This window comes from Enterobacter sp. 01-M-03-SI-ECC, from assembly GCF_047530215.1.
Taxonomy (GTDB): Bacteria; Pseudomonadota; Gammaproteobacteria; order Enterobacterales; family Enterobacteriaceae; genus Enterobacter; species Enterobacter chengduensis.
The window spans coordinates 24,487-48,526 of sequence record NZ_JBLKDA010000012.1; the positions used below are offsets into that span (position 1 = coordinate 24,487).

24 protein-coding genes and 1 other RNA gene are annotated in these 24,040 nt (G+C 54.9%); 8 read left to right on the forward strand and 17 right to left on the reverse strand.

The features are described from left to right. Window positions 1–6 precede the first annotated feature (6 nt). The 6 genes from sufB to ACMWKK_RS12765 all read right to left on the reverse strand — a co-directional run bounded on the left by sufB (window position 7) and on the right by ACMWKK_RS12765 (window position 5,567). Window positions 7–1,497, reverse strand: coding sequence for a Fe-S cluster assembly protein SufB (gene sufB / locus ACMWKK_RS12740; protein ID WP_045327091.1), 1,491 nt, complete (start codon window positions 1,495–1,497; stop codon window positions 7–9). A gap of 8 nt (window positions 1,498–1,505) precedes the next feature. Beyond that, window positions 1,506–1,874, reverse strand: coding sequence for a Fe-S cluster assembly scaffold SufA (gene sufA, locus ACMWKK_RS12745; protein WP_008500631.1), 369 nt, complete (start codon window positions 1,872–1,874; stop codon window positions 1,506–1,508). Between the two features lie 499 nt (window positions 1,875–2,373). Next, window positions 2,374–2,871: a YbjP/YqhG family protein gene (locus ACMWKK_RS12750; RefSeq protein WP_112780710.1), complete on the reverse strand. Its 498-nt coding sequence runs from the start codon at window positions 2,869–2,871 to the stop codon at window positions 2,374–2,376. Then, complete coding sequence (locus tag ACMWKK_RS12755; RefSeq protein ID WP_045327089.1) at window positions 2,871–3,239, reverse strand: NlpC/P60 family protein; 369 nt, start codon at window positions 3,237–3,239, stop codon at window positions 2,871–2,873. The genes ACMWKK_RS12750 and ACMWKK_RS12755 overlap by 1 nt, the downstream gene beginning before the upstream one ends. A gap of 197 nt (window positions 3,240–3,436) precedes the next feature. Beyond that, window positions 3,437–4,165, reverse strand: coding sequence for a MerR family transcriptional regulator (locus ACMWKK_RS12760; RefSeq protein ID WP_045327088.1), 729 nt, complete (start codon window positions 4,163–4,165; stop codon window positions 3,437–3,439). A 187-nt stretch (window positions 4,166–4,352) separates the two neighbouring features. Then, the gene (locus tag ACMWKK_RS12765) at window positions 4,353–5,567 is read right to left on the reverse strand and encodes a diguanylate phosphodiesterase (protein WP_045327087.1); all 1,215 of its coding nucleotides are present in this window, start codon (window positions 5,565–5,567) and stop codon (window positions 4,353–4,355) included. Between the two features lie 337 nt (window positions 5,568–5,904). On the opposite strand from ACMWKK_RS12765, the gene ycgZ reads away from it, so the two are divergent. The 4 genes from ycgZ to fdhF all read left to right on the forward strand — a co-directional run bounded on the left by ycgZ (window position 5,905) and on the right by fdhF (window position 9,117). Further along, window positions 5,905–6,144: a regulatory protein YcgZ gene (ycgZ, locus tag ACMWKK_RS12770; protein ID WP_045327086.1), complete on the forward strand. Its 240-nt coding sequence runs from the start codon at window positions 5,905–5,907 to the stop codon at window positions 6,142–6,144. Between the two features lie 4 nt (window positions 6,145–6,148). Then, complete coding sequence (locus ACMWKK_RS12775) at window positions 6,149–6,469, forward strand: hypothetical protein (RefSeq protein ID WP_045327085.1); 321 nt, start codon at window positions 6,149–6,151, stop codon at window positions 6,467–6,469. A gap of 29 nt (window positions 6,470–6,498) precedes the next feature. Further along, entirely contained in the window at window positions 6,499–6,777 is a 279-nt protein-coding gene (locus ACMWKK_RS12780; RefSeq protein ID WP_045327084.1) for a biofilm/acid-resistance regulator YmgB/AriR, read from the forward strand. A 189-nt stretch (window positions 6,778–6,966) separates the two neighbouring features. Next, the gene (fdhF, locus tag ACMWKK_RS12785) at window positions 6,967–9,117 is read left to right on the forward strand and encodes a formate dehydrogenase subunit alpha (protein WP_112780711.1); all 2,151 of its coding nucleotides are present in this window, start codon (window positions 6,967–6,969) and stop codon (window positions 9,115–9,117) included. Between the two features lie 57 nt (window positions 9,118–9,174). Here fdhF and ACMWKK_RS12790 read toward each other — a convergent pair whose 3' ends face one another. From ACMWKK_RS12790 to ACMWKK_RS12825, 8 genes are all read right to left on the reverse strand, one after another. Then, window positions 9,175–10,611: a capsule assembly Wzi family protein gene (locus tag ACMWKK_RS12790; protein ID WP_112780712.1), complete on the reverse strand. Its 1,437-nt coding sequence runs from the start codon at window positions 10,609–10,611 to the stop codon at window positions 9,175–9,177. Window positions 10,612–10,625: 14 nt separating this feature from the next. After that, window positions 10,626–11,258 (reverse strand): helix-turn-helix transcriptional regulator, encoded by a 633-nt coding sequence (locus ACMWKK_RS12795; RefSeq protein WP_112780713.1) that lies wholly within the window; start codon window positions 11,256–11,258, stop codon window positions 10,626–10,628. 54 nt (window positions 11,259–11,312) lie between these two features. Then, window positions 11,313–11,471 (reverse strand): hypothetical protein, encoded by a 159-nt coding sequence (locus ACMWKK_RS12800; RefSeq protein ID WP_153247015.1) that lies wholly within the window; start codon window positions 11,469–11,471, stop codon window positions 11,313–11,315. Between the two features lie 25 nt (window positions 11,472–11,496). Further along, on the reverse strand, window positions 11,497–12,009 hold the full coding sequence (locus ACMWKK_RS12805; protein ID WP_112780714.1) for a fimbrial protein: 513 nt from the start codon (window positions 12,007–12,009) through the stop codon (window positions 11,497–11,499). An 11-nt stretch (window positions 12,010–12,020) separates the two neighbouring features. Then, window positions 12,021–12,968, reverse strand: a complete 948-nt coding sequence (locus ACMWKK_RS12810; protein ID WP_112780715.1) for a fimbrial protein — start codon at window positions 12,966–12,968, stop codon at window positions 12,021–12,023. Between the two features lie 10 nt (window positions 12,969–12,978). After that, window positions 12,979–15,507, reverse strand: coding sequence for a fimbria/pilus outer membrane usher protein (locus ACMWKK_RS12815; protein WP_112780716.1), 2,529 nt, complete (start codon window positions 15,505–15,507; stop codon window positions 12,979–12,981). Between the two features lie 44 nt (window positions 15,508–15,551). Next, window positions 15,552–16,229 (reverse strand): molecular chaperone, encoded by a 678-nt coding sequence (locus tag ACMWKK_RS12820; protein ID WP_112780717.1) that lies wholly within the window; start codon window positions 16,227–16,229, stop codon window positions 15,552–15,554. A gap of 79 nt (window positions 16,230–16,308) precedes the next feature. Beyond that, entirely contained in the window at window positions 16,309–16,839 is a 531-nt protein-coding gene (locus ACMWKK_RS12825; RefSeq protein WP_112780778.1) for a fimbrial protein, read from the reverse strand. A 412-nt stretch (window positions 16,840–17,251) separates the two neighbouring features. Between ACMWKK_RS12825 and ACMWKK_RS12830 the strand changes: the two genes are divergently transcribed. Continuing rightward, window positions 17,252–17,911, forward strand: coding sequence for a helix-turn-helix domain-containing protein (locus ACMWKK_RS12830; RefSeq protein ID WP_045327077.1), 660 nt, complete (start codon window positions 17,252–17,254; stop codon window positions 17,909–17,911). Between the two features lie 69 nt (window positions 17,912–17,980). Next, window positions 17,981–18,610: a helix-turn-helix domain-containing protein gene (locus ACMWKK_RS12835; RefSeq protein WP_045327076.1), complete on the forward strand. Its 630-nt coding sequence runs from the start codon at window positions 17,981–17,983 to the stop codon at window positions 18,608–18,610. A gap of 50 nt (window positions 18,611–18,660) precedes the next feature. Here the strand turns inward: ACMWKK_RS12835 and ACMWKK_RS12840 are convergent, their stop codons facing one another. From ACMWKK_RS12840 to ACMWKK_RS12850, 3 genes are all read right to left on the reverse strand, one after another. Next, window positions 18,661–18,855, reverse strand: coding sequence for a YdiH family protein (locus ACMWKK_RS12840; protein WP_003857766.1), 195 nt, complete (start codon window positions 18,853–18,855; stop codon window positions 18,661–18,663). Between the two features lie 85 nt (window positions 18,856–18,940). After that, window positions 18,941–19,351 carry a 1,4-dihydroxy-2-naphthoyl-CoA hydrolase gene (gene menI, locus ACMWKK_RS12845; protein WP_112780719.1) on the reverse strand — a complete coding sequence of 137 codons (411 nt, stop codon included), beginning with the start codon at window positions 19,349–19,351 and terminating at the stop codon, window positions 18,941–18,943. After that, the gene (locus ACMWKK_RS12850; RefSeq protein WP_112780720.1) at window positions 19,348–22,404 is read right to left on the reverse strand and encodes an FAD-binding and (Fe-S)-binding domain-containing protein; all 3,057 of its coding nucleotides are present in this window, start codon (window positions 22,402–22,404) and stop codon (window positions 19,348–19,350) included. The genes menI and ACMWKK_RS12850 overlap by 4 nt, the downstream gene beginning before the upstream one ends. 199 nt (window positions 22,405–22,603) lie before the next feature. Here ACMWKK_RS12850 and ydiK point away from each other — a divergent pair, with 199 nt between their 5' ends. Both ydiK and rprA read left to right on the forward strand, forming a co-directional pair. After that, window positions 22,604–23,719 carry an AI-2E family transporter YdiK gene (gene ydiK, locus ACMWKK_RS12855; protein ID WP_112780721.1) on the forward strand — a complete coding sequence of 372 codons (1,116 nt, stop codon included), beginning with the start codon at window positions 22,604–22,606 and terminating at the stop codon, window positions 23,717–23,719. A 208-nt stretch (window positions 23,720–23,927) separates the two neighbouring features. Next, window positions 23,928–24,035: antisense sRNA RprA (rprA, locus tag ACMWKK_RS12860), an RNA gene on the forward strand. Window positions 24,036–24,040: the final 5 nt, after the last annotated feature.

Genomic DNA, 24,040 nt, shown 5'->3' on the forward strand with positions numbered 1-24,040 from the left:
CTTTCCTTAACCGACGCTGTGTTCAAGACTGATGGCGAGGAGTTTCTGGGCTTCAACGGCAAATTCCAGCGGCAGTTCAGAGAACACGTCCTTACAGAAGCCGTTCACGATCATCGAGATCGCGTCTTCTTCGCCGATCCCGCGCTGCAGGCAGTAGAAGAGCTGATCTTCACCAATCCGCGACGTGGTCGCCTCGTGCTCAAGCTGGGCCGTGTTATTACGGCACTCAACGTACGGGAAGGTATGGGCCCCGCAGTCTGCGCCAATCAGCATCGAGTCACACTGGGTAAAGTTTCGCGCATTGGTGGCCGTCGGCATGATTTTCACCAGCCCGCGATAGCTATTCTGGCTATGCCCGGCAGAGATCCCTTTCGAGATAATGGTGGATTTGGTGTTTTTGCCGATGTGGATCATCTTGGTCCCGGTATCGGCCTGCTGATGGCCGCTGGTCAGCGCCACCGAGTAAAACTCACCGATGGAGTTATCCCCGCGCAGGATGCAGCTCGGGTATTTCCATGTGATGGCGGAGCCGGTTTCCGACTGGGTCCACGACATCTTGCTGTTTTCGCCTTCGCACAGCGCGCGCTTGGTGACGAAGTTCAGGATACCGCCGGTATTGCCGTCTCCCGGGAACCAGTTTTGCACCGTGGAGTATTTCACCTCGGCATCTTTGTGGATGATGACCTCCACCACCGCCGCGTGCAGCTGGTAGCTGTCGCGGACCGGGGCGGAGCACCCTTCGATGTAGCTGACGTAGCTGCCTTCATCCGCGACCAGGATCGTCCGTTCGAACTGGCCGGTTTTTTCCGCGTTGATGCGGAAATAGGTGGAGAGCTCCATCGGGCAGCGCACGCCCTTCGGCACGTAGATAAAGGTGCCGTCAGAGGCCACCGCCGCGTTGAGCGCCGCAAAGAAGTTGTCGTTTGAGGGCACCACGGTCCCGATGTACTTTTTCACCAGTTCAGGATGATCGTGAATCGCCTCGCCGAAGGAGCAGAAAATGATCCCCTGCTCTGCCAGCTTCTCGCGGTAGGTGGTCGCCACCGAGACGGAGTCGAAAATAGCGTCTACCGCCACCTCTTTCCCCTCGCGCACCGGCACGCCCAGCTGGTTAAAGGCCTCTTCCACCTCTTTACTGAGGAAACTGTTGTCTGCGCCAGTTTGCTGCACCGCGCCGGGCTGCGAGGCGCAGGTGTCGTCACAGCTGCCGCAGGACGGCGCCGAGTAGTAGCTATAGTCCTGATAGTTCAGCTTGTCATAATGCGCTTTCAGCCAGTGCGGCTCTTCCATCTCCAGCCACGCGCGGAAGGCGCTCAGGCGAAACTCAAGCATCCACTCGGGCTCGTTACGTTTCGCCGAGATCGCCCGCACGACGTCCTCGTTGATGCCTTTTGCCAGCTCATCGGTCTGCAGCTGGGTGAAGAACCCCTCTTTATAGTTGAGGTGCCCGCCGCTCCAGGTATTTACTTCACTCGTTGCTTCAGTATTACGAGACATAGTTCCGCCTATACCCCAAAGCTTTCGCCGCAGCCGCATTCGTTCTGGGCTTTCGGGTTATGAAATTTGAATAACTGGTTTAAGCCTTCGCGGACGTAGTCCACTTCGGTACCATCTATGAACGGCATGGCCTGCAGCGCGACGTACAGCTTCGCGCCGTCGGTCTCAAACACGAGGTCATCTTTTTCAGGTTCGGTGACGGTATCGAGCACGTAGCCGAAACCCGCGCAGCCGGTCTGTTTGACGCCCAAGCGCACGCCGAGGATCTCGGGCTTTTTCGCCACCAGCTCGTGAATATGTGCCGCCGCCGCTGGCGTGAGCGTTAAACCGCGCCAGGCAAAATCGGCAGGATTAAAGGTTTCTGAATGCAGTTCCATAGGTCCACCTCATCGGATAAGCCATCAGGGCATAACACCATGTTAGTGATAACGATTATCACTTCAACCCCCTGTCAGCAGGGGCTTTCGGCTAAACCGCCCTTTTTGACTACTTTTATTAAGCATAGACCCTGTGGCAGGATGCAGGCAGGTTGGATTTAATTGTTCAATGCATTGATTAATAATGCATTTTGTTATGTGGTTTAAGGTGAACAGAAGAAAGGTAAAATATGCATCGGAAATGCCTATTTTTGAGATAGATTGTTTTATCCCTATCAAAGCAGGTGATTATCGTAAAATCAAAGACTTACTGCTATCAAACATCAGACAATAACTTTCCATATCGTATGTTTATGCATCAACAAATTCTCTAACCCATTGTTTGCCTTGCCAAAACCAATGTTGTTCTTTGTAGATTCAAGCGTGAATTTTTCGGGCGAATTGGCCGGAGCAGGAAACAAAAAGCCCCGCGGATACCGGGGCTTATGATGCTTACCGTTTAAAAGCCACTTTCAGCAGCCGACTTGGCGCGCGCGATCGCTCCAGCATTAAATATTGGATGTTCATAGTTATCGGTCACATCACGGACCCTGTATATCTTCCATAGGCCAGATTCACGCCGAACGAATACCTGAAGGGCTAACTTACCTCCGTATTCCTTGCCAATCCATACGGGCAAAATCTCACCGCCCATAAAAGGTTTGCCGTCACCGACAGTGAGCGCCGATACCCAAGAGGGATCATAGTCCTGCGCATAGGCGAAGTAATCAGATCCAATAAGATCCTGTTCGGGTATCGACTCAATATCATCCAGTCTTTTGAGCGTGTCGGCAGAGACATATTCGCGCAGCTCAGAAGGCGAATATGCATTATCGCTACTGGTAAGAGACATCAGATAAGTGGAGTAAAAAGAATGCACTCGCGTCTGAGCACTCTGATCCGGCTTAACTGAGCAAGCGAATAGCAAGCAGGTGCATAAAACTATTGCGGCTCGCATCAATTCATCCTGTAAATTTTGAAGGCAGGTTGAGCCGCGCGATATCCCGGGCCGGGGTACATGCTGTGCTGTCGGAAATCGGAGATCCATTGCGTCCCATCATACATGGTCATATGCCCGCTGGCGTTCCCTCCCGGATAGGGTTGGATAACAGCGACATCACCGCTCAATAACGTTGAACCCGGCGGAACTTCACGAAATCCCGCTCGCAATAATGATTGCCCATAGTCTTTTGCATTTAGCGTTCTCTCGAGCCGTATACCACCAGCAGCTATAGCCTCCCTGGTAAAGGTAGCACATTCATTATGGGAGCGACCGAGAGCGCGTGACCGGAGGTGTGAAACAGCAGCGTCTTTATTCCAACTCATTCTTAGTTCCTTTAAGCAAGTAAGTAGGAAATTATGATATTAACCACTGATAGTTTGTGGGATTAAAAATACTTAAATTTGATTTTACTCTCCAGGAAAAGATCGACGATATGACAGGAGCACTTGTGCAATACCTCTTCGCAAATATTCTTGTCGTATCGCCGGATATAAAAAAAGGCCCTCAAGGCCTCTTACACTCAGTGATGAAAGGTGACAGCAAATCCCTGTTCTCGCCAGTGATCGAGCTGTTCCTGCTGCCGGGGCGTGGGGGATTTTCCCGTCCAGACAAAGATTTTTTGCCCCGGGAACAGTTCAGGACGCGGCGAATCAATGGGTTCTGCCAGGACGTCAATATGCCAGCCTTTCTGTGACAGGCGCGCGGCTTCCAGCCACAGGTGGGTGCGATCGTCGCATTCCCAGCCAATCAGGAGAGCGTCTTTACCGGCTTTTTTTCGGGACTCCGCCAGGATGGCGATCGCGAATTCAATCAATACGCCGTCGAGCAGGCTCGCCATGTGACGCACGGTATTTTGATCCTGGTTCATTCGCTGACGGACGGGTGAGATGATATTGTCAATCAGCGCGTCCGTCGCGTGATCGCGGCGGAACTCGGCTATTTTGGCACGCAGCTTTGCCGGGCTGGCGTAACGCAAAACGGTCATCATCTCTTCCTGGAAAGAGACCCAGTTGCCCTGCGTCACCACTTCCTTGTTTTCCAGCAAGGCTTTCACTTTTCCGACCGAAACGCCGCTTTTCATCAGGCGTTTGATCTCTTCAATACGCAGGATATCTTCATCGTCAAACTGACGATGACCCCCTTCGCTGCGCTGCGGCTTCAACAATCCATAACGGCGCTGCCAGGCACGCAGCGTAACGGGGTTGATACCGCATCGTTCGGCCACTTCGCCGATACTGTAATAGGCCATTAACTCCCTCACGCTCAGAACTTCCATACCTAACTACACCAACCTTATCAGATTGTACATATCATTTGTATAACTAAGACCGCTTTTTGCTCAGGTGAACGGGCTGCTTGCCCCTTCACCTGTTAATACATTGTTGTATAAAATTTGCCATTCGTACAGTTAACTCTGCCTGGCATGTACAGCTTTATCAGAATTCGAACTTTTTCTCAGGCCACGCAATCGCCGGAATACCGCCATGCCGGGGGCTGGCAAAAAGATGGCCCTGGAATTGGGAAATTCCGGCAGATTCCAGCCACATCCACTCTTCCGCCTTCTCCACGCCCACCGCGCAGAACTGGATCTCAAGCGAGGAGCAGCATTTGATAATCGCCTGAATGATGGCCTGCCGGGGACCGCTTTTATGCACGTTTGCCACCAGATCGCGATTAATCTTAATTCTGTCCGGCTGGAACTGGGCCAGCAGCTGGAGTCCCGCAAAACCGGCGCCAAAGTGATCGATCGTCACGCTGATGCCGGCGCTTTTAAGCTGCCTGACCGAATCGGTGAATTCGTCAAAACGGGAAATGGCTTCACTTTCGGTAAACTCCACCACAATTTGCTCGGGTACAAACCCGTTTGCCTCAATCGCGGTAAGCAGAAAATCCACGGCGTTGGGGATGTTAACCAGCGTCATGGGCAGCAGGTTCAGGGATAGCGTCTGGTTCTGCAGCCCCAGCGCGCTGGCCATGGCGAGCGCCACCTGTTTGCTTTGTAAATCCGAGGCATAGACGTCGGGGCGATGAGCGAAATAGGCTCCCGGCGAGTCGCCGTCAGGCGTGCGGATAAGCGCCTCCCAGGAGACGACCTGCTGCATAAACGGGTCAACTATCGGCTGAAACGCAAAGCTGCAGTCTGCCCCCTTCGCGACCACCTCCGGCTGCGCGGACAAGGCCGTCTCTTCGGGAACGAAATCCCATGAATCCGCCGGCGGCAGCTCAAAGTAGTTGGCTTTTTCCGTGGCCTCAACAAAGGTGCGGAAAAACTGCAGAGGGCGATCGTTATACGTCAGCTGGTAGCGCGTCGTGCCTTTGTTCAGCACCTGCTGCAGTACCTCGTCCCTGTCGAAGTTGCGCAAATCAAAAAGCTCCATACCCACGTTGCCAAAGCGTCGGACAGGCCCGTGATCGCGCATCAGCTCTACCACGTTATGGTGGCGCGGGTCGTTGCAGATCTGCTCATAGATGGCAGACACGTGTTCCACTGGCCCTTCAAGCAATTGAAAAAAATGTGTGCCGTTAAACAGCAGGATCCCCGTGACATTGGATTGCCGATTTTTACTATTTGCAGCAGCGACCATTGATTCCAGCGCTTTCACCGGAACGTCCTCGCAGATATGACTGCGGTAAATGATGGTAGTGAGCATGCTTTTCCTGGGGTTAGGGTTTTGACCACCAAAAAGGTGGATAAGAATCATTTATAGCACATTAATTGGCCGACAAATAATTTACATCTCAATCGTTTACGGCAGTTAATGATACTTTTTTCAGCGATGTACAACTTATCAGCGGCCAGCCTTTTTGTACAATATATTCTGTAACGTTACCGCTTCGTGACAGGATTTTAATATGATGAAAAATAAGGATTTTATAAAATATATCATAAAAAAATTAAAAAACTGTACATTTTCTATGTACAGATTTAGAAATAATGTATACCTTAATTGTAACGTTAGTGATTACAAAATTTTACAGGAGCGAAACATGCAGCAGAAAGGTTACGTCTCAGATTCGGCAGCAGCGATCGCACAGTACTTCGAAAAGGCGACGCTTCCTACCCAACAGGAGACGCTGGGCCAGGTAGTTGTCGAAATTCTCAGCGACGGGCGAAACCTTAATCGCAAATCGCTCTGTACCAAACTGCTCAGCCGCCTCGAAAAGGCCGATGGGCCGGAAGAGGAAGAGCATTACCACATGCTGCTTGGTCTGCTCTTCGAACGGTGAGGTTATGAATAGCAGTGACGCAGAAAGACTGATCGACCAGCTAATCGGTGAGGCCGTTCTTTCACTCCTGAAAGAGCGGGGGCCAGTGACAACCGAAGGATTGCTGCAGCGTCTGCGGGTAATGAAAGATCATGAAAAGGATCCCCGGCGGCGGGAGACACTTGCGGTGGTGATTGCCGAGATCGGCTCAAACAGCACCGCCTTTACACGTCGCAGAACCGCGCAAGGACGAACGAAAAGAGAGGGACCTCTCAACGATAACAGAGACAATGTCGTGCCGTTATTTGGAAGTGGAAAACCGTCCGACCCCAAAAAAATACATTGACTGCAACTTAACAGCTACGGTGAGAACAAATGAGACAAAATATTCAGCTTCAACCCGAATTCCATTCTGCTTTCCTGGACAGTGCGCTGTCGGAATATTTCCGTCACGCAGGCGATCGTTTTGCTGAAGAGTCCGCTGTTTTTTCTACTGCAGTACGCTGTGTCCTGGCCTCAGAAGGCCATCTGTCCAATAAAGCGATCATCCTCTGGCTGATCCAGACGCTCGAAGCCACCCACGACGTGGTTCAGGCGGATGTAATTCGTAAAACGCTGGAAATCGTGGTGGGTTACACGATGGACGATCTGTAAGCTCATTCTCTCCACTCCCCCCACGTGTCATCGTCAAAACTGACGATCGCTCTGACGATGACACGCGACCTCCCCCATCACGCCCTGTAAAACAAGCAAAATCAAGCTGGCACGGTTCCTGCTTACCTCCGCTTACGGGACTGGATCCACCAGTCAACTTTGCTTCATTTCTTAACAGGTCTGTTATTGATGAAAAAGATCGCCAGCGTCTGCCCATACTGTGGTGCAGGCTGTAAATTAAACCTTGTCGTTGAAAATAACCGTATCATTCGTGCCGAAGCCGCAGAGGGCGTCACAAACCAGGGTACCCTTTGTCTGAAAGGATTTTACGGCTGGGACTTCCTTAACGATACCCGTCTGCTCACCCCACGCCTGACCCAGCCGATGATCCGCTACCACAAAGGCGAGGCATTCACCCCCGTTACCTGGGAAGAGGCTATCCGCTACACCGCCCACAGGCTCGGCAGCATTAAAGCACAGCACGGTCCGCGGTCGATCATGACCACCGGATCCTCCCGTGGAACCGGTAATGAAACGAACTACGTGATGCAAAAATTTGCCCGCGCGGTGCTGAACACCAACAACGTGGACTGCTGCGCGCGCGTCTGCCATGGCCCATCCGTGGCCGGTTTACAGGAAACGCTCGGCAACGGCGCAATGAGCAACGCCATCAACGATATTGAACACTCAAAATGCCTGCTGATATTCGGCTATAACTGCGCGGACTCCCACCCTATCGTTGCCCGCCGGGTGCTGAAAGCGCGTGAAAACGGCGCAAAGATTATCGTCTGCGATCCGCGACGCATCGAAACGGCGCGTATCGCCGACCAGCATCTGCAGCTGAAAAACGGCAGCAACATGGCGCTGGTTAACGCCTTTGGCTACGTGCTGCTGGAAGAGGAGCTTTACGACAAGAACTACGTGGCGCGCTTTACGGAAGGACTGGAGGCCTACCGGCAAACGGTTAAGGACTATGCGCCTGAAAAGGTTGAGCATCTTACCGGCATTCCCGCCCGCGACGTTCGCCAGGCGATGCGCACCTTCGCGGCGGCCCCTTCCGCTACCGTGATGTGGGGGATGGGCGTGACCCAGTTTGGTCAGGCTGTGGATGTGGTCAAAGGGCTTTCCAGCCTGGCGCTGCTGACCGGCAACCTCGGCCGCCCTGCCGTCGGCGTCGGGCCGGTGCGAGGCCAAAACAACGTCCAGGGCGCCTGCGATATGGGCGTACTGCCGAACATGTTCCCCGGCTATCAGGAGGTGACCGACCCGGCGGTCAGGCAGAAGTTCGCCGACGCCTGGGGAATCGACGTCAATAAAATGGACGATCGGGTCGGGACGCGCATTACCGAAGTGCCGCACCTGGCGCTGGAAGGCAAGATCAGGGCCTATTACATCATGGGGGAAGATCCGCTTCAGACCGAAGCCGATCTCGGCCTGGTGCGCAGCGGCTTTGAGGCGCTCGACTTTGTCGTGGTTCAGGACATCTTTATGACCAAAACGGCAGAAGTGGCGGACGTTCTGCTGCCTGCCACCTCCTGGGGTGAACACGGCGGCGTCTTTACCTGCGCCGACCGGGGATTCCAGCGTTTTGGCAAAGCCATTGAAGCCAGCGGCAACGTCAAGCGCGACTGGGAAATCATCAGCCTGCTCGCCACCGAGATGGGATACCCGATGCAGTACGACTCCGACCAGCAGATCTGGGATGAGATGCGCGAGCTGTGCCCGCTCTTCTACGGCGTGACGTATGAAAAAATGGGCGAGATGGGTCACGTGCAGTGGCCGTGCCCGACGCTGGATCATCCCGGCACGCCGTACCTGTACAAAGGCAATCAGTTCGACACCCCAACCGGTAAAGGACAGCTCTTCGCCGCACCGTGGCGCACGCCGGCGGAAACCCCGGATGCGGATTTCCCGCTGGTGCTCTGTACGGTACGTGAAGTGGGACACTACTCCTGCCGCTCGATGACCGGGAACTGCGCCGCGCTGCAGAGCCTGGCCGACGAGCCGGGTCGGGTGCAGCTGCATCCTGCCGATGCGGAAAAACGGGGCATAGAGGAGGGTCAACTGGTCTGGGTGCGTTCGCGACGCGGCAAAGTGATTACCCGCGCCAGCATCAGCGAGCGCATCAACGCCGGGGCCGTCTATATGACCTATCAATGGTGGATTGGCGCCTGCAACGAGCTGACTCAGGATAATCTCGATCCCATCTCCAAAACGCCGGAAACAAAGTATTGCGCGGTGCAGCTGGAGGCGATAGAGGACCAGCGCTGGGCGGAGGATTTTGCCGCATCCTCTTATCAGACGATGAAAACGCGGTTGATTAATGCCGTAAATGTCTGAGTAAAATGCCGGGCGGCGGTGTCGCCTGCCCGGCACGGACGACGGCTTCGCGATAAATCAGGGTTCACTGTACAAGAAAAGCTGCAGCCAGAGGCCCGTATCGTTACGCTCCCGGTCGCTCTGCGTGAACCATGCTCCTGAAGATACCGTCACGCCATCGGAGATCGGCGTCAGCCAGGACGCCTCGATCCCTTGCAGCGTCTCGTTACGGGGATAAGCCTGGTTAAACGACTGAGACGTACGGTTCAGTCGAGCCCTTACGCCACGCAGGCTAAACCGCCGATCGTTCTCAAAAACCCACTCCACGCGCGCCGCGAACTGCGTGCCGTCGCCGCCCAGCGCATCGGCCAGCGGCCAGCCCTGCTGATAAAAACCGCCGTGATAGCAGTAGTGATAATAGATCGTCCCGGTCTCTTTCATTTGCGAACGGGTATCCGCCGCTTCAAGCGCCCAGTTAATCTGGCTATTTCCCGCGACATTGTGCCCTTCTATGCCGCCCAGCCAGGTATTATGGGAGGGCAAAAATCCCGCTTCATCATCACCCACAACCTGGCCATACAGGCTCACCGGCATAGCGAGCAGGCTGGCTAAATGCACGCGAAAATCGATGCCGCCAAGCTGGTCTCCCGGATCGTTTTTCTGGTTTCCGGTATTATCCTGCCCGAATAACACGTCCCGGAAGGACGCGTAGTTTTCCGGGCGCCCCTTACCTCCCCACATTATCTCGCGGGAAAGCGCCAGTTCCAGCGCGTTACCTGGCGCAAAGGCCACTCTGGCTCCTGAAAGCTTCGGCTGCTCCGGATGCGAATATTGTCGGATCTGTCCCGTAAAAATTTGATATTGCCATGCTCCTAACCCTGCAAGCCACGGGCTCTCAAAAGGCAGGGGCTCATCACGCTGCATCATCACCCCCACCACCGGGCGTGCTGAATCAGAGCGGATCAGGCTGGCATCATTTCCAGGGCCCCACCACTGCGGGATCTCGCCGAAGCTTAACCACTGGTTAGCCAGACGCCACGCCGCATAGCTGCCGTTTGGGTTAACGCTGGACGCGTCGGCGATCCACTGCCTTCTTTCAACATTTCCCTTCAGGGTAATATCCCAGTCACTGTCATTCATGCCGATAGCCGCGCTAAACGACTGTCCCGCGGTATGCTCTGCGTCCATACCCGCCGGAAGCCGGTCGCGACCCGTCGCGGCAAAAGCCGAAACCTGTACCGACGCTTTGAGCTGCCGTAACCGTTTTTGAATCCGGTGAATAACCCGCTGATTAACGGGATCCTCGCTGGCGCGGAGCGTTAACAGCGCATTTTGTATTGCGGCCTCACTCAGGGGCCACGTTGAGAGGTCAAGGCGGATTAACTTGCGGTCGGACAACCATGCCAGATCGTCACGCAGGGCGCGGTCATTAACCACCAGCCCCGCAGAAAATGCCGGACAGCAAAAAAGACAAAGGGCTAGCGCCACCGTGTTATCAGCGAGACGAGTCAACATATCAATCCTGGATATTATCGGTTCAGATACTGGTGAAAGATATTTTCCCAGCTATTCTTCTCTGCCATTCTGTTAAGCAGCTTTATTAATTCATAATCACTGCGTAAATGAAATTTATGCATCAGCATATATTTATGCGTAAAAACCGTTTTATCACTGATGCATAGCTCATTCGCTATGTCGGTCACCGTCAACCCTTTATAGAAGCCAATCATAATGCGAACCTGCTGGGGTGATAATGTTTTCTGCTGGCATTCAAAACATGAAAAGGAAGGATGCCGGTATTTATTTAACAGGGCTATCCGCCAGGCGTTAAGGAGCACCAGACGTACCTGCGACAGGGGCGCTCTTCTTGAAATGAAAATAATATCCTGAAAGCAGGATGGCAGCGCTTTTACCCCGGCATCCTCTTCGACAATCCCGATGATGATGCCCTGTCGGCGCGCCTGCAGCTCGGGAAAACAGGTAAAGTATTCACCCTGGCACAGCGCAAGCACAATGACATCAGCCGTGCTGATACTGTCCGCTGTAAAATCAAATGTAAATGTTACGTCCTGCTGCGCGACATGTGAGAAAAAATCCCTAAATAAATACTGCAGGCCAGACTGGAACAATATGTCAGTCTCGCTTATTAAAATATTGACCATTTTTATGCCACGGCATCGTTAAAAATAAAGAGTTAAGGTAGACGTTTTAGTTGATTACAGGTCGGCGATCGCATGGCACTCAATTTTCGCAAGTGCATTATCGCTCTGGTCCCAGTCGGTCGTTTTAATCACCGGCTCTTTAAAGGCCCAGATAATTGACGACAGCAGGACCAGAACGATACATCCCTTCAACATAAGGCGGATAAAAGACATGTTATCTCCATTAGTCAAAAGCGTATCAGTTATACTGCAGGGTAAGAACGACAGCCGCGCTAATCGTCCCCGGCGTTGCACCACCCGCAACCGATTTAACCCTCGCCTGCATGGGTAACGTCGCCGTTCGGTCTGCAGCAATATTTTGCGTGAGGCTTGATCCCGTCCCCAGGGGCACATCGCTGCCCATTGCCATCATCGCAATGGCTACGTTTTCCGCCGTGCCGCTGTTCTTGTAGTAGCCAGCGCCGGCAACCGGATCGGGCGTTCCGCTAAAGGTTGCGGTTACGCTGCGGGTGCCCACCGGGCAAAGAGTGAACAACAAATCAAAGGCAACCGGATCGGAAAGCGATCCCGGCGTAACCATATTGGTCGCCTGAATATTGCCGAGATTAACGTCCAGACGGGAATTCCCTCCATTAAATATGCAGGGAGAGGCAACAATATTGCCGGTGACGCTGACGTTAACGCTGTCCGCGGCAATAACATGGCCGCTTATTACCGCCGCGAGGAACGCTGCCGTGCGCATGATATTCATCGTCATCCCCTTTACTGGTAGGTCAAATTTAAGGTTGCTGACGCATTTGCGGTGCCGGGCTCTACCGTCGTTTGCGTCTGGTAATACCGCGCCGTTAAGGGGAACGCTTCCTGGCCGCCAGCCGCGAGTTTTAACGGCAGACGCGCGTTGAGTGAAAGAGGCGTACCGTTGTAGAGCAGCTGAACGCCAACGCCTTTCGCCGTGCCGGTGCTGCCTTGCCCCGTCAGCGCCAGCACGCTCGTCGTCGCCACGTCAGGATGCTGAATACCGCTGAGCGATACGTTGACGTTAGCTCCCGCATCGCAGTTAAGCCCAAGATTCTGCGTATTTTGGGCCCCCGCAGGCGTGGTGCCTACCGTTGAGCCAAAAACCGCGGCGGAGATATCCCCTATCGGAAACGTCAGCTGCGGCGTTGTAATAGTGCAGGCCAGTACGTTAATGGTTCCGCCCAGCAGGGTGGTCGTCAGGCCATCACGGTAAACGCCGTCACTGCCCTGCAGCATCACCACGCCCAGCACGCCCGGCGTCAGCGCTCCTGACGCGACCGGTCCGGTAACGATAAGTTCTATTTTACCGCCCCACCATTCGACATAACTGGCCTGCGCGTTATAGGAAAAGGCATTGGTCGGGTTTTCAAAATAATTCCCCGAAGAAAAACGCACGCCAATGCCGCTTACGTTGGTGTCATAGACATGATTACCATACGAGCTCGGCGTCGCATTAAGGTATCGCATGCTAAATCCCAGCATTAATGGATTGGTGCAGCCGGTTAAATATGACGATGTCACCGTCGCATTGCGCGAAAATATCACCGTGCCCACCGCGACATCGCGCTGTACCGTCAGGGTGCCGATGGACAGCGTGGATTCCTGCGGCGTAATTGTCGTACAGGTTCCAGCCCGGGCACTGTTCCAGCCTGCTGCGATCGACAGCAGGAATAGCATGTAAATTAAGCGCATTTTAAAAACCCTAAAGGCAAGTGACGTTAATTTCGGTAATTCCCCCCGCCGACGGCGCTGGGGAAAGCGCGTAAGGCGCATGGCACTGCCGATCGCTTTCCGCTCCCCAGGCGACGAGGACGGTGCCCTGACTCGCCAGGCCGGTGAGATAGGCCTGGCCTTTATCGCCAACAATAACGCTGCTGCCGTCGGCGCCTTTCAGGCTTGCCATTGCGCCAAAGGGAACAGCATGGCCGTTATGCATTAAGTTAAATAACACCCGCCGCCCCACCTTCGCCGTATAGTCCGCCAAAACGAGCGCGCCACGCGTTGGGGTCACCGTCCGGGTGTTAATATCCAGCTCAACGTCATCCGGCAGGCTTTCCGGGGCAAGCGTGATGTCGTTTTTACGGTAAACGGAGAGATGACTGACCACCGTATACCCGCGGTAATCCGTTCTGACGCCCGGCTGATTGCGAATATCTACGCCGCGCGCGCCCGGGGCGCGAATCAGAACATTGGTCTCACCCAGGGGCTGGGAGAACGTCATTCCGTCCTGATGGGCCAGGATCCCGCCCTGCAGGCCGTAGTTAAGACGCTCGCTGTGTTTGTCATAGCTGTAGCCTGCAGTGACTTCACCGTAGGTGCCCTTATAATCACCGTTCATATTGCCCGTGTAGCCAACGCCGTCCGAGCCGTATCCCTGCTGCACGTTCCAGTTCAGGGCGTGGTTTTCCAGCGCCACGCCGTTCAGGCCGATATTGTGCGTGGTGCCGCTATTCTTGCTGGTGCTCACGCCATAGTTAGCCCATGTTTGCGGCAAAAATGTCTCAAGCGGAATACTGACGTTAAAGGCCAGGAGCTGGTCGTGGTCGTAGCGTTTATTGCCATCACTTGCGCCCGCGCTGCCGTTTTTACTGTAGGTCCAGGTGATGCCGTAACTGATGTTGTGCCAGTCGTTGTTGTAACCCAGGCTGTATGACGCCATCGTTTTACCGGAATTCCAGTAGTCTTCGCGGGCGGCACTCAGCGTCAGCGAGCCCAGGCCGGCACCCAGGGTCTGGCTCATCGTCAGCTCGGCCCGGTTGCGGCGACGGTCCTGAAGCGCGGCGCTGTCACCCCAGGAATCGAGGATCTCCTGCATGCCGTAGTAACCGCGGGTCGAGTAGCGGTAGCCCGCAATCGAAAAGTGGGTGCCGGTAGCCACAACGCTTTTGCTGTAGCGCGCGCGCCAGGACTGACCGTTGGATTTCTCACCGCCCTGCGGAGTGGACCACGCCTGAGTCATGTCCGCAGAAATGGCGCCGACATCCCCCATGTTTTTCCCGACCCCTGTGGCGATCGACTGATATTTGCTCGACTCCTGCAGCCCGCCGTAGAGCGTGAGCCCATAGGGCAAACCATAAATGCCCGTGATTTGCCCGAAAGGCGTCTTATCCACGCTGCCGTTATAGGAACGGTATTGCCCGCCGGTTAGCGCATACCTGAACCGTCCCTCGCGCTGTAACACCGGTAATGAAGCGTACGGGAGGGTGAAATGCTGCTCGCTGCCGTCGGCCTCTTTTACGGTGACGTCCAGATCCCCGGCCCCGCCCGTGGGGTACATATCGGCAATCTCAAAAGCGCCCGGCGCCACGTAGGTCTGATAAATCTGATAGCCGTTCTGGCGCACCACCACCTGGGCATTGGTACGCGCAATTCCCCGTACCACGGGTGCATAGCCTTTCAGCGAATCCGGGAGCATGTCGTCATCCGAAGCCAGCTGTCCGCCGCGAAACGGCATACTGTCGAACACGTCGGCTGGCGCGGCGCTATCCCCAAGAGTGAGCTGCGCCCTCAGCGGAATGATGGCCCGCTGAGCGTAGGTGTAGACGGTATCCCATTTGTCCTGGCCGGACTCATCCCGCGACCAGGTGGTGTAATTTCGCAGTCGCCAGGGGCCAACGTTGAGGCCCGGGCGCAGGTTGGCATACTGACCGTGGCTGTTTTCGCTGCCGTTTTGTTTTGCCCAGCTGTTTGCGCCACTCAGGCTGTAATTCAGCATGGCGGCGGTCATCCCTTCATCCCACAGCGCGGGCGAGACATACCCGCGTGCCGGCAGGTCAATGGCGGCCTGGGGAATGCTGATAATCAGCCGCTGTGCGGCAAACTGAAAATCGGTGCTGGCGTGAGGGATCGCCCGCAGGTTGACGCAGGATCCACCCTTGCTGGCTAAGTCGGGAAAAAGCGCGGTTTTGACGCCCCATCCGTTAAGCTGTTCAATACTCAGACAGGGCCGGAGGCTATCGCCCTCTTCCCCACCTTTCTCCAGGGTAAAATCAATATCGCGGGTCTCAATGAGCTGGTCGTCAAGGATGATGTCAACGTGGTATTTCCCTGGTGCCTGCGAACCTGATTCAAAAGCAGATAAATCAGCTTTACCCGCGCCCGGGTTGTCCAGTTCAACCAGTTCGGCGTTGAAAGAATCGCGGGCATAAACCGTCTGCACTGCATTCACCAGCGCAAAGGCGATAGAGATTGCCAGACGCGCAGGCTGCATTTTTCTCGTTTTCATTGCCATCATCATTAACCTGATCTGATATGAGGATCGCCGCTTTTGATAAATTAAAAGTTGGCCTGATGTAATATTCCCGGGCTGCCGTAATCATTAATGACTTTGAATGAAATATTTTTACCCTCGGCACCTGCGGGTAAGGTAAATGCCGCCATTGCGCCAGGCGCCACCCACGAAACCTGATCCAGCTTTTTATTACCGACGCTTATTTCATTAAAGTTGATGACATAGGGCGTGGGGTTGGTGACCATCAGCTGATTTCCGCTACGCGACCACCTTAATTTATTCGCCTGGTCTTCCGGTGTTGACGCCTTCAGACCTGCCGGACGATAAATCAGCTTGATGCGGGTTTTCACGGCAATTTGCAGCGAGTTTGCCTGTTTAGAGGCAGACGGTATCGCCTTAATATTCAGCCAGAAAAGGCTTTCTTTATCCTGAGGCAGCGAACCCGAAAGTAAAATACGCTCAATATTTTGCTGACCGCCCTCTAGTCGATATAAAGGCGGCGTAATAATAAAAGGCGTTTTATTAGCATTACCCTCTGGCATCTCAACCCAGGACTGGATTAAGTAAGGCATGCTGTCGGCATTATTAATGCTGATTGACGCCTCTTTTTTCCCCCCGTCAAAAATGACGCGGGTTCCGCCAATAATGACCCCTGCAAAAGCGTTCGAACACGCTGCCGTCAGGGCGGCAGTAATGAGCAGGGCCTTGCTAATAAAATTCATGTTACACCTCTTGAAACACGGGGGCAGCAGCTGCCCCCACGCAGAACGTCGTGGAACCGACTCGAATTCTGCTTAATGACTAGTTATAAACAACGGAGAAATTAGCCACGGAGTTTGCAGGACCGGCAGTCACCGATGCCGCCGTTGAAATATACTGCGCATAGAAATTGAGCGTATTATCGGCGCTGCTGCTTAACGCATAGCTATAGCTGTTACTGCCGTGCAGCGGCAGGTCCGCCTTATCGGCGGTCATCAAATTGATAGCAACGCCCGTTGCCGCGCCGGCGACGGAGGTATCAATCGCCAGCAGATCGGCGTTAGTCAGGTCAGGCGTGCCGTCAAAACGGACTTTGGCACTGTTGACCGTGACCGGGCAGTTCTTCAGGACGATATCGAATTTCGTTGCCGCCGTTCTGGAGCCTGTTGCCGGAAACTCTGTTTTATTGTAATCGCCTAATACCACCACCTGGTTTTGAGAGGCAACCGCAACATCGCAGGCGGAATCCAGAATGTTACCGTTAAAATTAACGGTTCCTGCAGCAGCAAGTGCATTGCCCATCATTAGGGCAGAACCTGTCGCTACCATCGCTAAAATAATATTCTTTTTCATCATCTTCATTTTCCTGTTAACGGGATAACTTTATTTATTATTGAAACTCACGCAGCAGAAAGTTGATAAATGAATCACCGGGAATTCATTTATTTTTAATTAAATTCATAAGGTCTTTCTGACTGACTGGTTAAAATTTATATAATCATTTTGGTGAATACAACTCTTTAATGGTCTAGCTGTAGACTCTGATTTAACGTAAATTCAACATATCTTGCCGCCTCGCCGGGTCATATATTTCTGGTCTATTAGTAGACCCGTCCGCCTTTGTGTTTTCATTCAACACCTTAGTTATCACGAACTCGTTGGTCTACTTTTAGACCTCGCAGAAACATTCCCTGAGCCCTTCTCTTTTAAGATAATTCTCCACCAGGTAAAAAAATGATCGCCCGTAGTCGCTGTGAGGTATCGTATGAATACGCGTTTAACCACGTCATTGAATAACCACGGCTCGACCGTTCTTGGTTTAAAACCGCTTATCCATATAGATACGCTGATTAACTCAGTGCTACCTGCGGCGAAAAGGACGATCGTCTGTCGGGGAGAAACCGTACATTATTATAAAGATGATGTGCGGCAGTGTTTTTTACTTCTGCAGGGCAGCGTGGCGCTTCATCGTCGCGGCGACGGTATTGTTTTAAACTCTGAATCAGCGCCTTTTATTCTTGGCGTCAGCAGTCAATTTTCTTCGGAACATCTTTACGTCAGGGCCCTGGAGACGGCAGAAATCGCCCGCGTGTCGCTGGAGACGTTTAACCAGATCGTTTCCCAGCAGGATTTATGGGAGCACTTTTCAAAGCTGCTTATTTATACGGCCTCACGGGTGTATGAGCACTGTGCGCAAATATCGCAAATGTCTGCCTACGACATCATTCGCTTCCAGCTTGTTGAGCTCATGCAGGCGCCCGATGCCATACGGAAAAATACGACGGCGGCCGCCTGGATCAAAAGCCGGACCTATCTTTCGCGCAGTGGAATTATGCGTATTCTGGCAGAACTGAGGACCGGGAAGTACATCACCATGGAGCGCGGGGTGCTGCTGGAGATTCACCATCTGCCGCGAAAATATTGATAGCCAGCGTGCCTGTCCCCAGGAGAAGCGCTATAATTAGCCAGGTTATTTTTAAGGTTGTCGGCGACCATGTCCCTTCCAGAAAAGTCTCAACGGGGTTCTCCCTACGCGCAAGAACTTATTTCATACCTGCTGCCCGAGTGCACAACGCAACGCGCCGCCCGCGGCGAGCGGTTTGACCTGCAAATTAACGGTCAGGGTATGTGCTATTTAATTCTTGAGGGGACGATCGCCATCTACAGAAGAAGCGATGACATGATGCTGTCTACGGCCCGCAGCCCCGCCGTGTTCGGCCTCGCTAACCTGACCGACATCTATTTCAACGATTATATTAAGACCGTCAGCCCGTGCCTGATAGGGACGCTCACCGCCGAGCGGGTGAATGACATTATCCAGGAGAAGGCGCTGTGGGGCCTGCTTTCTCAACAGCTCATGTTTGTGTATAGCCGTCTTTATAACAACGTGATGCCGCAGGGCGCGCCCACGGCGTATGAGATGATTCGCCAGCAGCTATTCAAGCTGATGGAAGAGGATGAGGGTTATCGACTCAGCGTGACGGCGGAAAGGTATATCAGGGAGAAAACCCAGCTTTCCCGCAGCGGCGTGATGCGCATTCTGGCGGATTTAAAAACCGGCGGGTTTATCGAAATGGAAGAAGGCAGGCTCATTAAAATCAACAAGCTTCCCGCCCGATACTGAATGTCAGGCACAAAAAAGGCCGCACTCGCGGCCCTTTTATTCTCATATACTCAATGGACGTGAACGCCCAACCGCCAGGCAAAGTAGATCTCTTCTTTCAGCTCGTTTGAAGAGAGCGCCAGCAAATCTGTGAATTCCAGCTCAAGCTGTTTTAGCTTTTTCAGGTACTGCGCCGGAGACAGGTTGCTCTTATCGCGACGTAAATATTCAATTGCCAGCTGTGTTGGGGTTATTTCAGTATCCATGATGTCCTCGCTTATGTACAAAACCTGACCAGTATACCACAACCTGCTGGCTAGTTTTTGACCAAAGGCAAAACATCTGAAAACTTTACACAACCGCCGTGGTCAGGCGCGACGAGCAGCACAGGCGATCCTGCTCGTCGAAAATATCGATCTGCCACACCTGGTGGCGGCTTCCGGCGTGCAGCGCGCGGCAGACGCCGCGCACGCGCCCATTGCGCACCGAGCGAATGTGGTTAGCGTTCACCTCAAGCCCGACCACCTTCTGCTCCCCTTCGGTACAGAGATACCCCGCCACCGATCCCAGCGTTTCGGCCAGCACGACGGAGGCCCCGCCGTGCAATAAGCCAAACGGCTGGTGGGTGCGACTGTCGACCGGCATCGTGGCCTCAATTTCAGCGTCGCCTATGCGGGTGAACTGGATATCCAGCAGCCCCACCATATTCCCCTCGCCCATGGCGTTCAGCGCCTGCAGCGTCACGGCACGTTTCCAGATCATCCAATTATCTCCAGTAAAGCCTGCAGCGGGTGGCGTACGCCGTTACCTTCAACCCGTTTTACCTGGCTGCGGCAGGAGTAGCCCGTCGCCAGACAGCGGTTTCGCGGCAAACGCTGCATCGCCTGATGCCAGGACAGCTCGTAAATGCCGAGCGAGCTGGCGTGGTTTTTCACTTCGTGCCCGTAGGTGCCGGCCATCCCGCAGCAGCCCACGCTGACGCTCTCCAGTTTCGCCCCGAAGCGGGCAAAGACGGACGCCCACTGCGCGGGTGCGCCCGGCAGCGCGGTGACTTCGGTGCAGTGTCCAAACAGATACCACGGTTCGCCGCTGACGTCCCGAACAGCCTTATCTTCCAGCGCCGTCGGCAGCCACTCGTGCACCAGCATGACGTTGAAATCGCCGCGCCTGTCGCCCAGCGTCTGCCTGTATTCATCGCGGTAGCACAGCACCAGCGCCGGATCGACGCCGACCATCGGTATCCCGAGCTGCGCCACGCGATTCAGGAAGTCAGCGGTTTTCTGCGCGGTCTTCGCAAAACGCGTCAGGAAGCCCTTGATGTGCTGCGCCTTGCCGTTGGGCGAGAACGGCAGCACCACCGGCTGATACCCCAGCTTTTCGCTCAGGCGGATGAAGTCAGCCACCACCTGCGCATCGTAGTAGCTGGTAAACGGATCCTGCACCACCAGCACCACCTTCGCTTTTTGCTCAGGGGTAAGCGCCTCAAGCTGCTCCAGGGTCATGTTCGCCGAGCGGTGCCCGACCAGCTGGCGCTGCAGCGACGGCACCGACAGCAGCGGCAGATCGACCATGCCGATGTGTTTTTCAGAAAGCTTGCGCACCAGCGGCTGGTTGATAAAGAAGTTGAAGGTCTTCGGCGCGCGCGCCATCAGCGGGGCATAGCTTTCCACCGTCGCCACCAGATGGTCGCGCACCGGGCGCAGATAGCGCGTATGGTAGAGCTGCAGGAAGCGCGAGCGGAACTCCGGCACGTCGATTTTAATCGGGCACTGGGTGGAGCAGGCTTTACAGGCCAGACAGCCGGACATCGCCTCTTTTACCTCATGGGAGAAATCATACTCGCCCTTGTTGGCGTGCCAGCTGTTGCGGGTGCGCTCAATCAGCGAGCGCAGGCTGGCCCGTTTTTCCGGCAGCTGCTGTTCCAGCCTGAGCGGATCCACCCCGCGGTCGGCCAGCAGACGCAGCCACTCGCGCACCAGCGTCGCCCGCCCTTTCGGCGAGTGGATCCGGTTGCTGGTGATTTTCATTGACGGGCACATCGGGCTTTTCACGTCGAAGTTAAAGCACAGGCCGTTGCCATTACACTCCATCGCGCCGCGCCAGGAGGAGCGGACCGCGATCGGGATCTGTCTGTCGTAGGTGCCGCGCTTGACGGCATCCACCTGCAGCATTGGCGCGTCCACGCCTTCAGGCGGGCAGATTTTACCCGGGTTGAGGCGGTTATGCGGGTCGAAAGCCGCTTTCACCTTGCGCAACTCCGCGTAGAGCCGTTCGCCGAAGAAGGCCGGGCTGTATTCCGCGCGGAACCCTTTCCCGTGCTCGCCCCACAGCAGGCCGCCGTATTTGGCGGTTAAGGCCACCACGTCGTCGGAGATCTGCTTCATCAGGATCTCCTGCTGCGGGTCGCACATATCCAGCGCCGGACGCACGTGCAGCACCCCGGCATCGACGTGGCCGAACATGCCGTAGCTCAGGCCGTGGCTGTCCAGCAGGGCGCGAAACTCGACGATATAATCCGCCAGATGCTCAGGCGGCACGCAGGTATCTTCGGCAAAGGGAATCGGCTTCGCTGCGCCTTTCGCATTCCCGAGCAGGCCCACGGCTTTTTTACGCATCCCATAGATACGCTCAATCCCGGCCAGATCGTTACAAAGCTGCCAGCCGATCACGCCGCCCTGACCCTGCGCAATCAGCTCGTCCAGACGCTGGCAGAGCGTGGTGACCTGGCGCTCAATCAGCGCCGCATCATCACCGGCAAACTCCACGATATTGAGGCCGAGCATCTCTTTATCCGGCACGTCGGTGATGAGATCGCTGACGGAATGCCAGACAATATCTTCCCGGGCCAGGTTGAGCACTTTGGAGTCGACGGTCTCTACCGACAGCGCTTTCGCCTCGACCATAAACGGCGCATTGCGCAGCGCGGAGTCGAACGAGTCATATTTGACGTTCACCAGTCGGCGCACCTTCGGCAACCGGGTAATATCCAACCGCGCTTCGGTAATAAACGCCAGCGTCCCTTCGGAGCCGGTCAGCACGCGGGTTAAATCAAACTGGGTCAGATCGTCGTTAAAGACGTGACGCAGGTCGTACCCGGTCAGGAAGCGGTTCAGCCTGGGGAATTTATCGAGGATCAGCTGGCGGTTGTCGCGACAGCGTTCCAGCACGGTACGATAGATGCGCCCAATGGCCGTGTTATCTTTGCCCAGCGTTTCCGCCAGTTCGACCGCCATCGGCTGGGTATCGAGGATATCGCCCCCCAGCAGCACCGCACGCACGCCCAGCACGTGATCCGAGGTTTTACCGTAGACCAGCGAGCCCTGGCCGGAGGCATCCGTGTTGATCATCCCGCCCAGGGTCGCGCGGTTACTGGTGGAAAGCTCCGGGGCAAAAAAGTAGCCGTAAGGCTTCAGGTACTGGTTAAGCCGATCTTTGATCACGCCCGCCTCGACCCGCACCCACCCCTCTTCGGGATTGATCTCAATGATGCGGTTCATGTAGCGCGACATATCAACAATGATGCCCTGGTTCAGCGCCTGCCCGTTGGTCCCGGTGCCGCCGCCGCGCGGCGTAAAGACCAGCGGGGCAAAGCGCTCCTGCGTGGCCAGCCGGGCGATAAGCGCGACGTCAGCCGTTGAACGAGGGAAAACCACGGCATCGGGAAGAAGCTGGTAGATACTGTTATCGGTCGCCATCGTCAGCCGGTCGGCATAGTTCGTGGCGGTATCACCCGTAAAACCCTGTTGCTCCAGTGCCTGCAAAAAATTAAGCACCAGCTGAACGACGCCAGGTGCCTGAGAAATCTGTGGGATCATGACCGTCGACCCTAATTAGAGTAATGTGAAATCGTTTGCGTTGTGTCCGGAAAGTTTTATCACATTTTTTTCTTATGTGCTTCGTAGAATTACAGGCAAAATCCGCCTGTCAAAAACCGCTGAGATCGTTAATGATGACAGAGACGCGGTTTACGTTTCCGCCAGTTGTACTGGCGTTCTTTTAAGGAAAGTTTCATTTATGGTCAATGTTCGCCAGCCCAGGGATGTTGCGCAAATTTTGCTGTCGGTGCTGTTCCTGGCCCTCATGATTGTTGCCTGCTTGTGGATCGTACAACCCTTTATCCTCGGCTTTGCCTGGGCCGCAACCGTTGTGGTTGCCACGTGGCCTTTGCTGCTGCGTTTGCAGAAGCTGCTGTTTGGCCGTCGCGGGCTCGCCGTGCTGGTCATGACGCTGCTGCTGTTCCTGCTGTTTATTATTCCGATTGCGCTACTGGTTAACAGCCTGGTGGATTCCAGCGGTCCGGTTATTCGCGCCATTAGCAGCGGTGACCTGACCCTGCCGGATCTCGCCTGGCTGAACAGCATCCCGGTGGTGGGCGCTAAGCTCTACAGCGGCTGGCACGGCCTGCTGGAGATGGGCGGCAGCGCGCTGATGGCAAAAGTCCGCCCGTATATCGGCACCACCACCACCTGGTTTGTCGGCCAGGCGGCGCACATCGGCCGCTTTATGATGCACTGTACCCTGATGCTGCTCTTTAGCGCCCTGCTCTACTGGCGCGGCGAGCAGGTGGCGTTAGGCGTTCGTCACTTTGCCACCCGCCTGGCGGGCAAGCGCGGTGACGCGGCGGTCCTGCTGGCGGCGCAGGCCGTGCGCGCCGTTGCGCTGGGCGTGGTAGTGACCGCGCTGGTGCAGGCGGTGCTGGGCGGTATCGGTCTGGCGATTTCCGGCGTACCGTACGCCACCGTCTTCACCGTAGTCATGCTGATGACCTGTCTTGCGCAGCTGGGGCCGCTGCTGGTGCTGGTTCCCTGCATTATCTGGCTTTACTGGACGGGGGATACCACCTGGGGAACGGTGCTATTGGTCTGGAGCTGCGTGGTCGGCACCATGGATAACGTCATTCGCCCGATCCTTATCCGCATGGGTGCAGACCTGCCGCTGATCCTGATCCTCTCCGGGGTCATTGGCGGCTTAATCGCCTTCGGCATGATTGGCCTGTTCATTGGCCCCGTGCTGCTCGCCGTCACCTGGCGTTTGTTCTCCGCCTGGGTGCATGAAATTCCGCCGCCGGGGACGGATCCGGACGTGATTTTGAGCGAGCTGGAAGAGCTGGAAGAGAAGAACACGCATTGAGTTTTTTGCCGGGTGGCGCTAACGCTTACCCGGCCTACATACTCCCTCACAATACTTTAACGCTGCTAAAGTATTTATTCGTTGCACACTGGTCAGACCCGCTGTTTCAGCATTTACCGCGCCATAAATCTCAAGAAATCTTTACGTCTCTTAAACTATTGAGACGAATCCGATCGACGCTAAAAGATGACATGCCTACTATTAGGACACGGTTATAGATCAACACCTTGATTTATAAGCATGGAAATCCCCTGAGTGAAACAACGAATTGCTGTGTGTAGTCTTTGCCCATCTCCCACGATGGGCTTTTTTTTATCCTGA

Excerpts from the sequence above, each read along its gene's own strand:
- fdhF (WP_112780711.1), top strand. The coding sequence starts at position 6,967 with ATGAAAAAGATCGCCAGCGTCTGCCCATACTGTGGTGCAGGCTGTAAA.
- ACMWKK_RS12840 (WP_003857766.1), bottom strand. The coding sequence starts at position 18,855 with ATGGATACTGAAATAACCCCAACACAGCTGGCAATTGAATATTTACGT.
- ACMWKK_RS12760 (WP_045327088.1), bottom strand. The coding sequence starts at position 4,165 with ATGGCCTATTACAGTATCGGCGAAGTGGCCGAACGATGCGGTATCAAC.
- ACMWKK_RS12835 (WP_045327076.1), top strand. The coding sequence starts at position 17,981 with ATGTCCCTTCCAGAAAAGTCTCAACGGGGTTCTCCCTACGCGCAAGAA.
- ACMWKK_RS12780 (WP_045327084.1), top strand. The coding sequence starts at position 6,499 with ATGAGACAAAATATTCAGCTTCAACCCGAATTCCATTCTGCTTTCCTG.
- sufB (WP_045327091.1), bottom strand. The coding sequence starts at position 1,497 with ATGTCTCGTAATACTGAAGCAACGAGTGAAGTAAATACCTGGAGCGGC.
- menI (WP_112780719.1), bottom strand. The coding sequence starts at position 19,351 with ATGATCTGGAAACGTGCCGTGACGCTGCAGGCGCTGAACGCCATGGGC.
- ACMWKK_RS12775 (WP_045327085.1), top strand. The coding sequence starts at position 6,149 with ATGAATAGCAGTGACGCAGAAAGACTGATCGACCAGCTAATCGGTGAG.
- ACMWKK_RS12825 (WP_112780778.1), bottom strand. The coding sequence starts at position 16,839 with ATGAAAAAGAATATTATTTTAGCGATGGTAGCGACAGGTTCTGCCCTA.
- ACMWKK_RS12810 (WP_112780715.1), bottom strand. The coding sequence starts at position 12,968 with ATGCGCTTAATTTACATGCTATTCCTGCTGTCGATCGCAGCAGGCTGG.
- ydiK (WP_112780721.1), top strand. The coding sequence starts at position 22,604 with ATGGTCAATGTTCGCCAGCCCAGGGATGTTGCGCAAATTTTGCTGTCG.
- ACMWKK_RS12820 (WP_112780717.1), bottom strand. The coding sequence starts at position 16,229 with ATGAATTTTATTAGCAAGGCCCTGCTCATTACTGCCGCCCTGACGGCA.
- ACMWKK_RS12755 (WP_045327089.1), bottom strand. The coding sequence starts at position 3,239 with ATGAGTTGGAATAAAGACGCTGCTGTTTCACACCTCCGGTCACGCGCT.
- ACMWKK_RS12805 (WP_112780714.1), bottom strand. The coding sequence starts at position 12,009 with ATGAATATCATGCGCACGGCAGCGTTCCTCGCGGCGGTAATAAGCGGC.
- ACMWKK_RS12815 (WP_112780716.1), bottom strand. The coding sequence starts at position 15,507 with ATGGCAATGAAAACGAGAAAAATGCAGCCTGCGCGTCTGGCAATCTCT.
- sufA (WP_008500631.1), bottom strand. The coding sequence starts at position 1,874 with ATGGAACTGCATTCAGAAACCTTTAATCCTGCCGATTTTGCCTGGCGC.
- ACMWKK_RS12750 (WP_112780710.1), bottom strand. The coding sequence starts at position 2,871 with ATGCGAGCCGCAATAGTTTTATGCACCTGCTTGCTATTCGCTTGCTCA.
- ACMWKK_RS12790 (WP_112780712.1), bottom strand. The coding sequence starts at position 10,611 with ATGTTGACTCGTCTCGCTGATAACACGGTGGCGCTAGCCCTTTGTCTT.
- ACMWKK_RS12765 (WP_045327087.1), bottom strand. The coding sequence starts at position 5,567 with ATGCTCACTACCATCATTTACCGCAGTCATATCTGCGAGGACGTTCCG.
- ACMWKK_RS12800 (WP_153247015.1), bottom strand. The coding sequence starts at position 11,471 with ATGTCTTTTATCCGCCTTATGTTGAAGGGATGTATCGTTCTGGTCCTG.
- ACMWKK_RS12830 (WP_045327077.1), top strand. The coding sequence starts at position 17,252 with ATGAATACGCGTTTAACCACGTCATTGAATAACCACGGCTCGACCGTT.
- ACMWKK_RS12795 (WP_112780713.1), bottom strand. The coding sequence starts at position 11,258 with ATGGTCAATATTTTAATAAGCGAGACTGACATATTGTTCCAGTCTGGC.
- ACMWKK_RS12850 (WP_112780720.1), bottom strand. The coding sequence starts at position 22,404 with ATGATCCCACAGATTTCTCAGGCACCTGGCGTCGTTCAGCTGGTGCTT.
- ycgZ (WP_045327086.1), top strand. The coding sequence starts at position 5,905 with ATGCAGCAGAAAGGTTACGTCTCAGATTCGGCAGCAGCGATCGCACAG.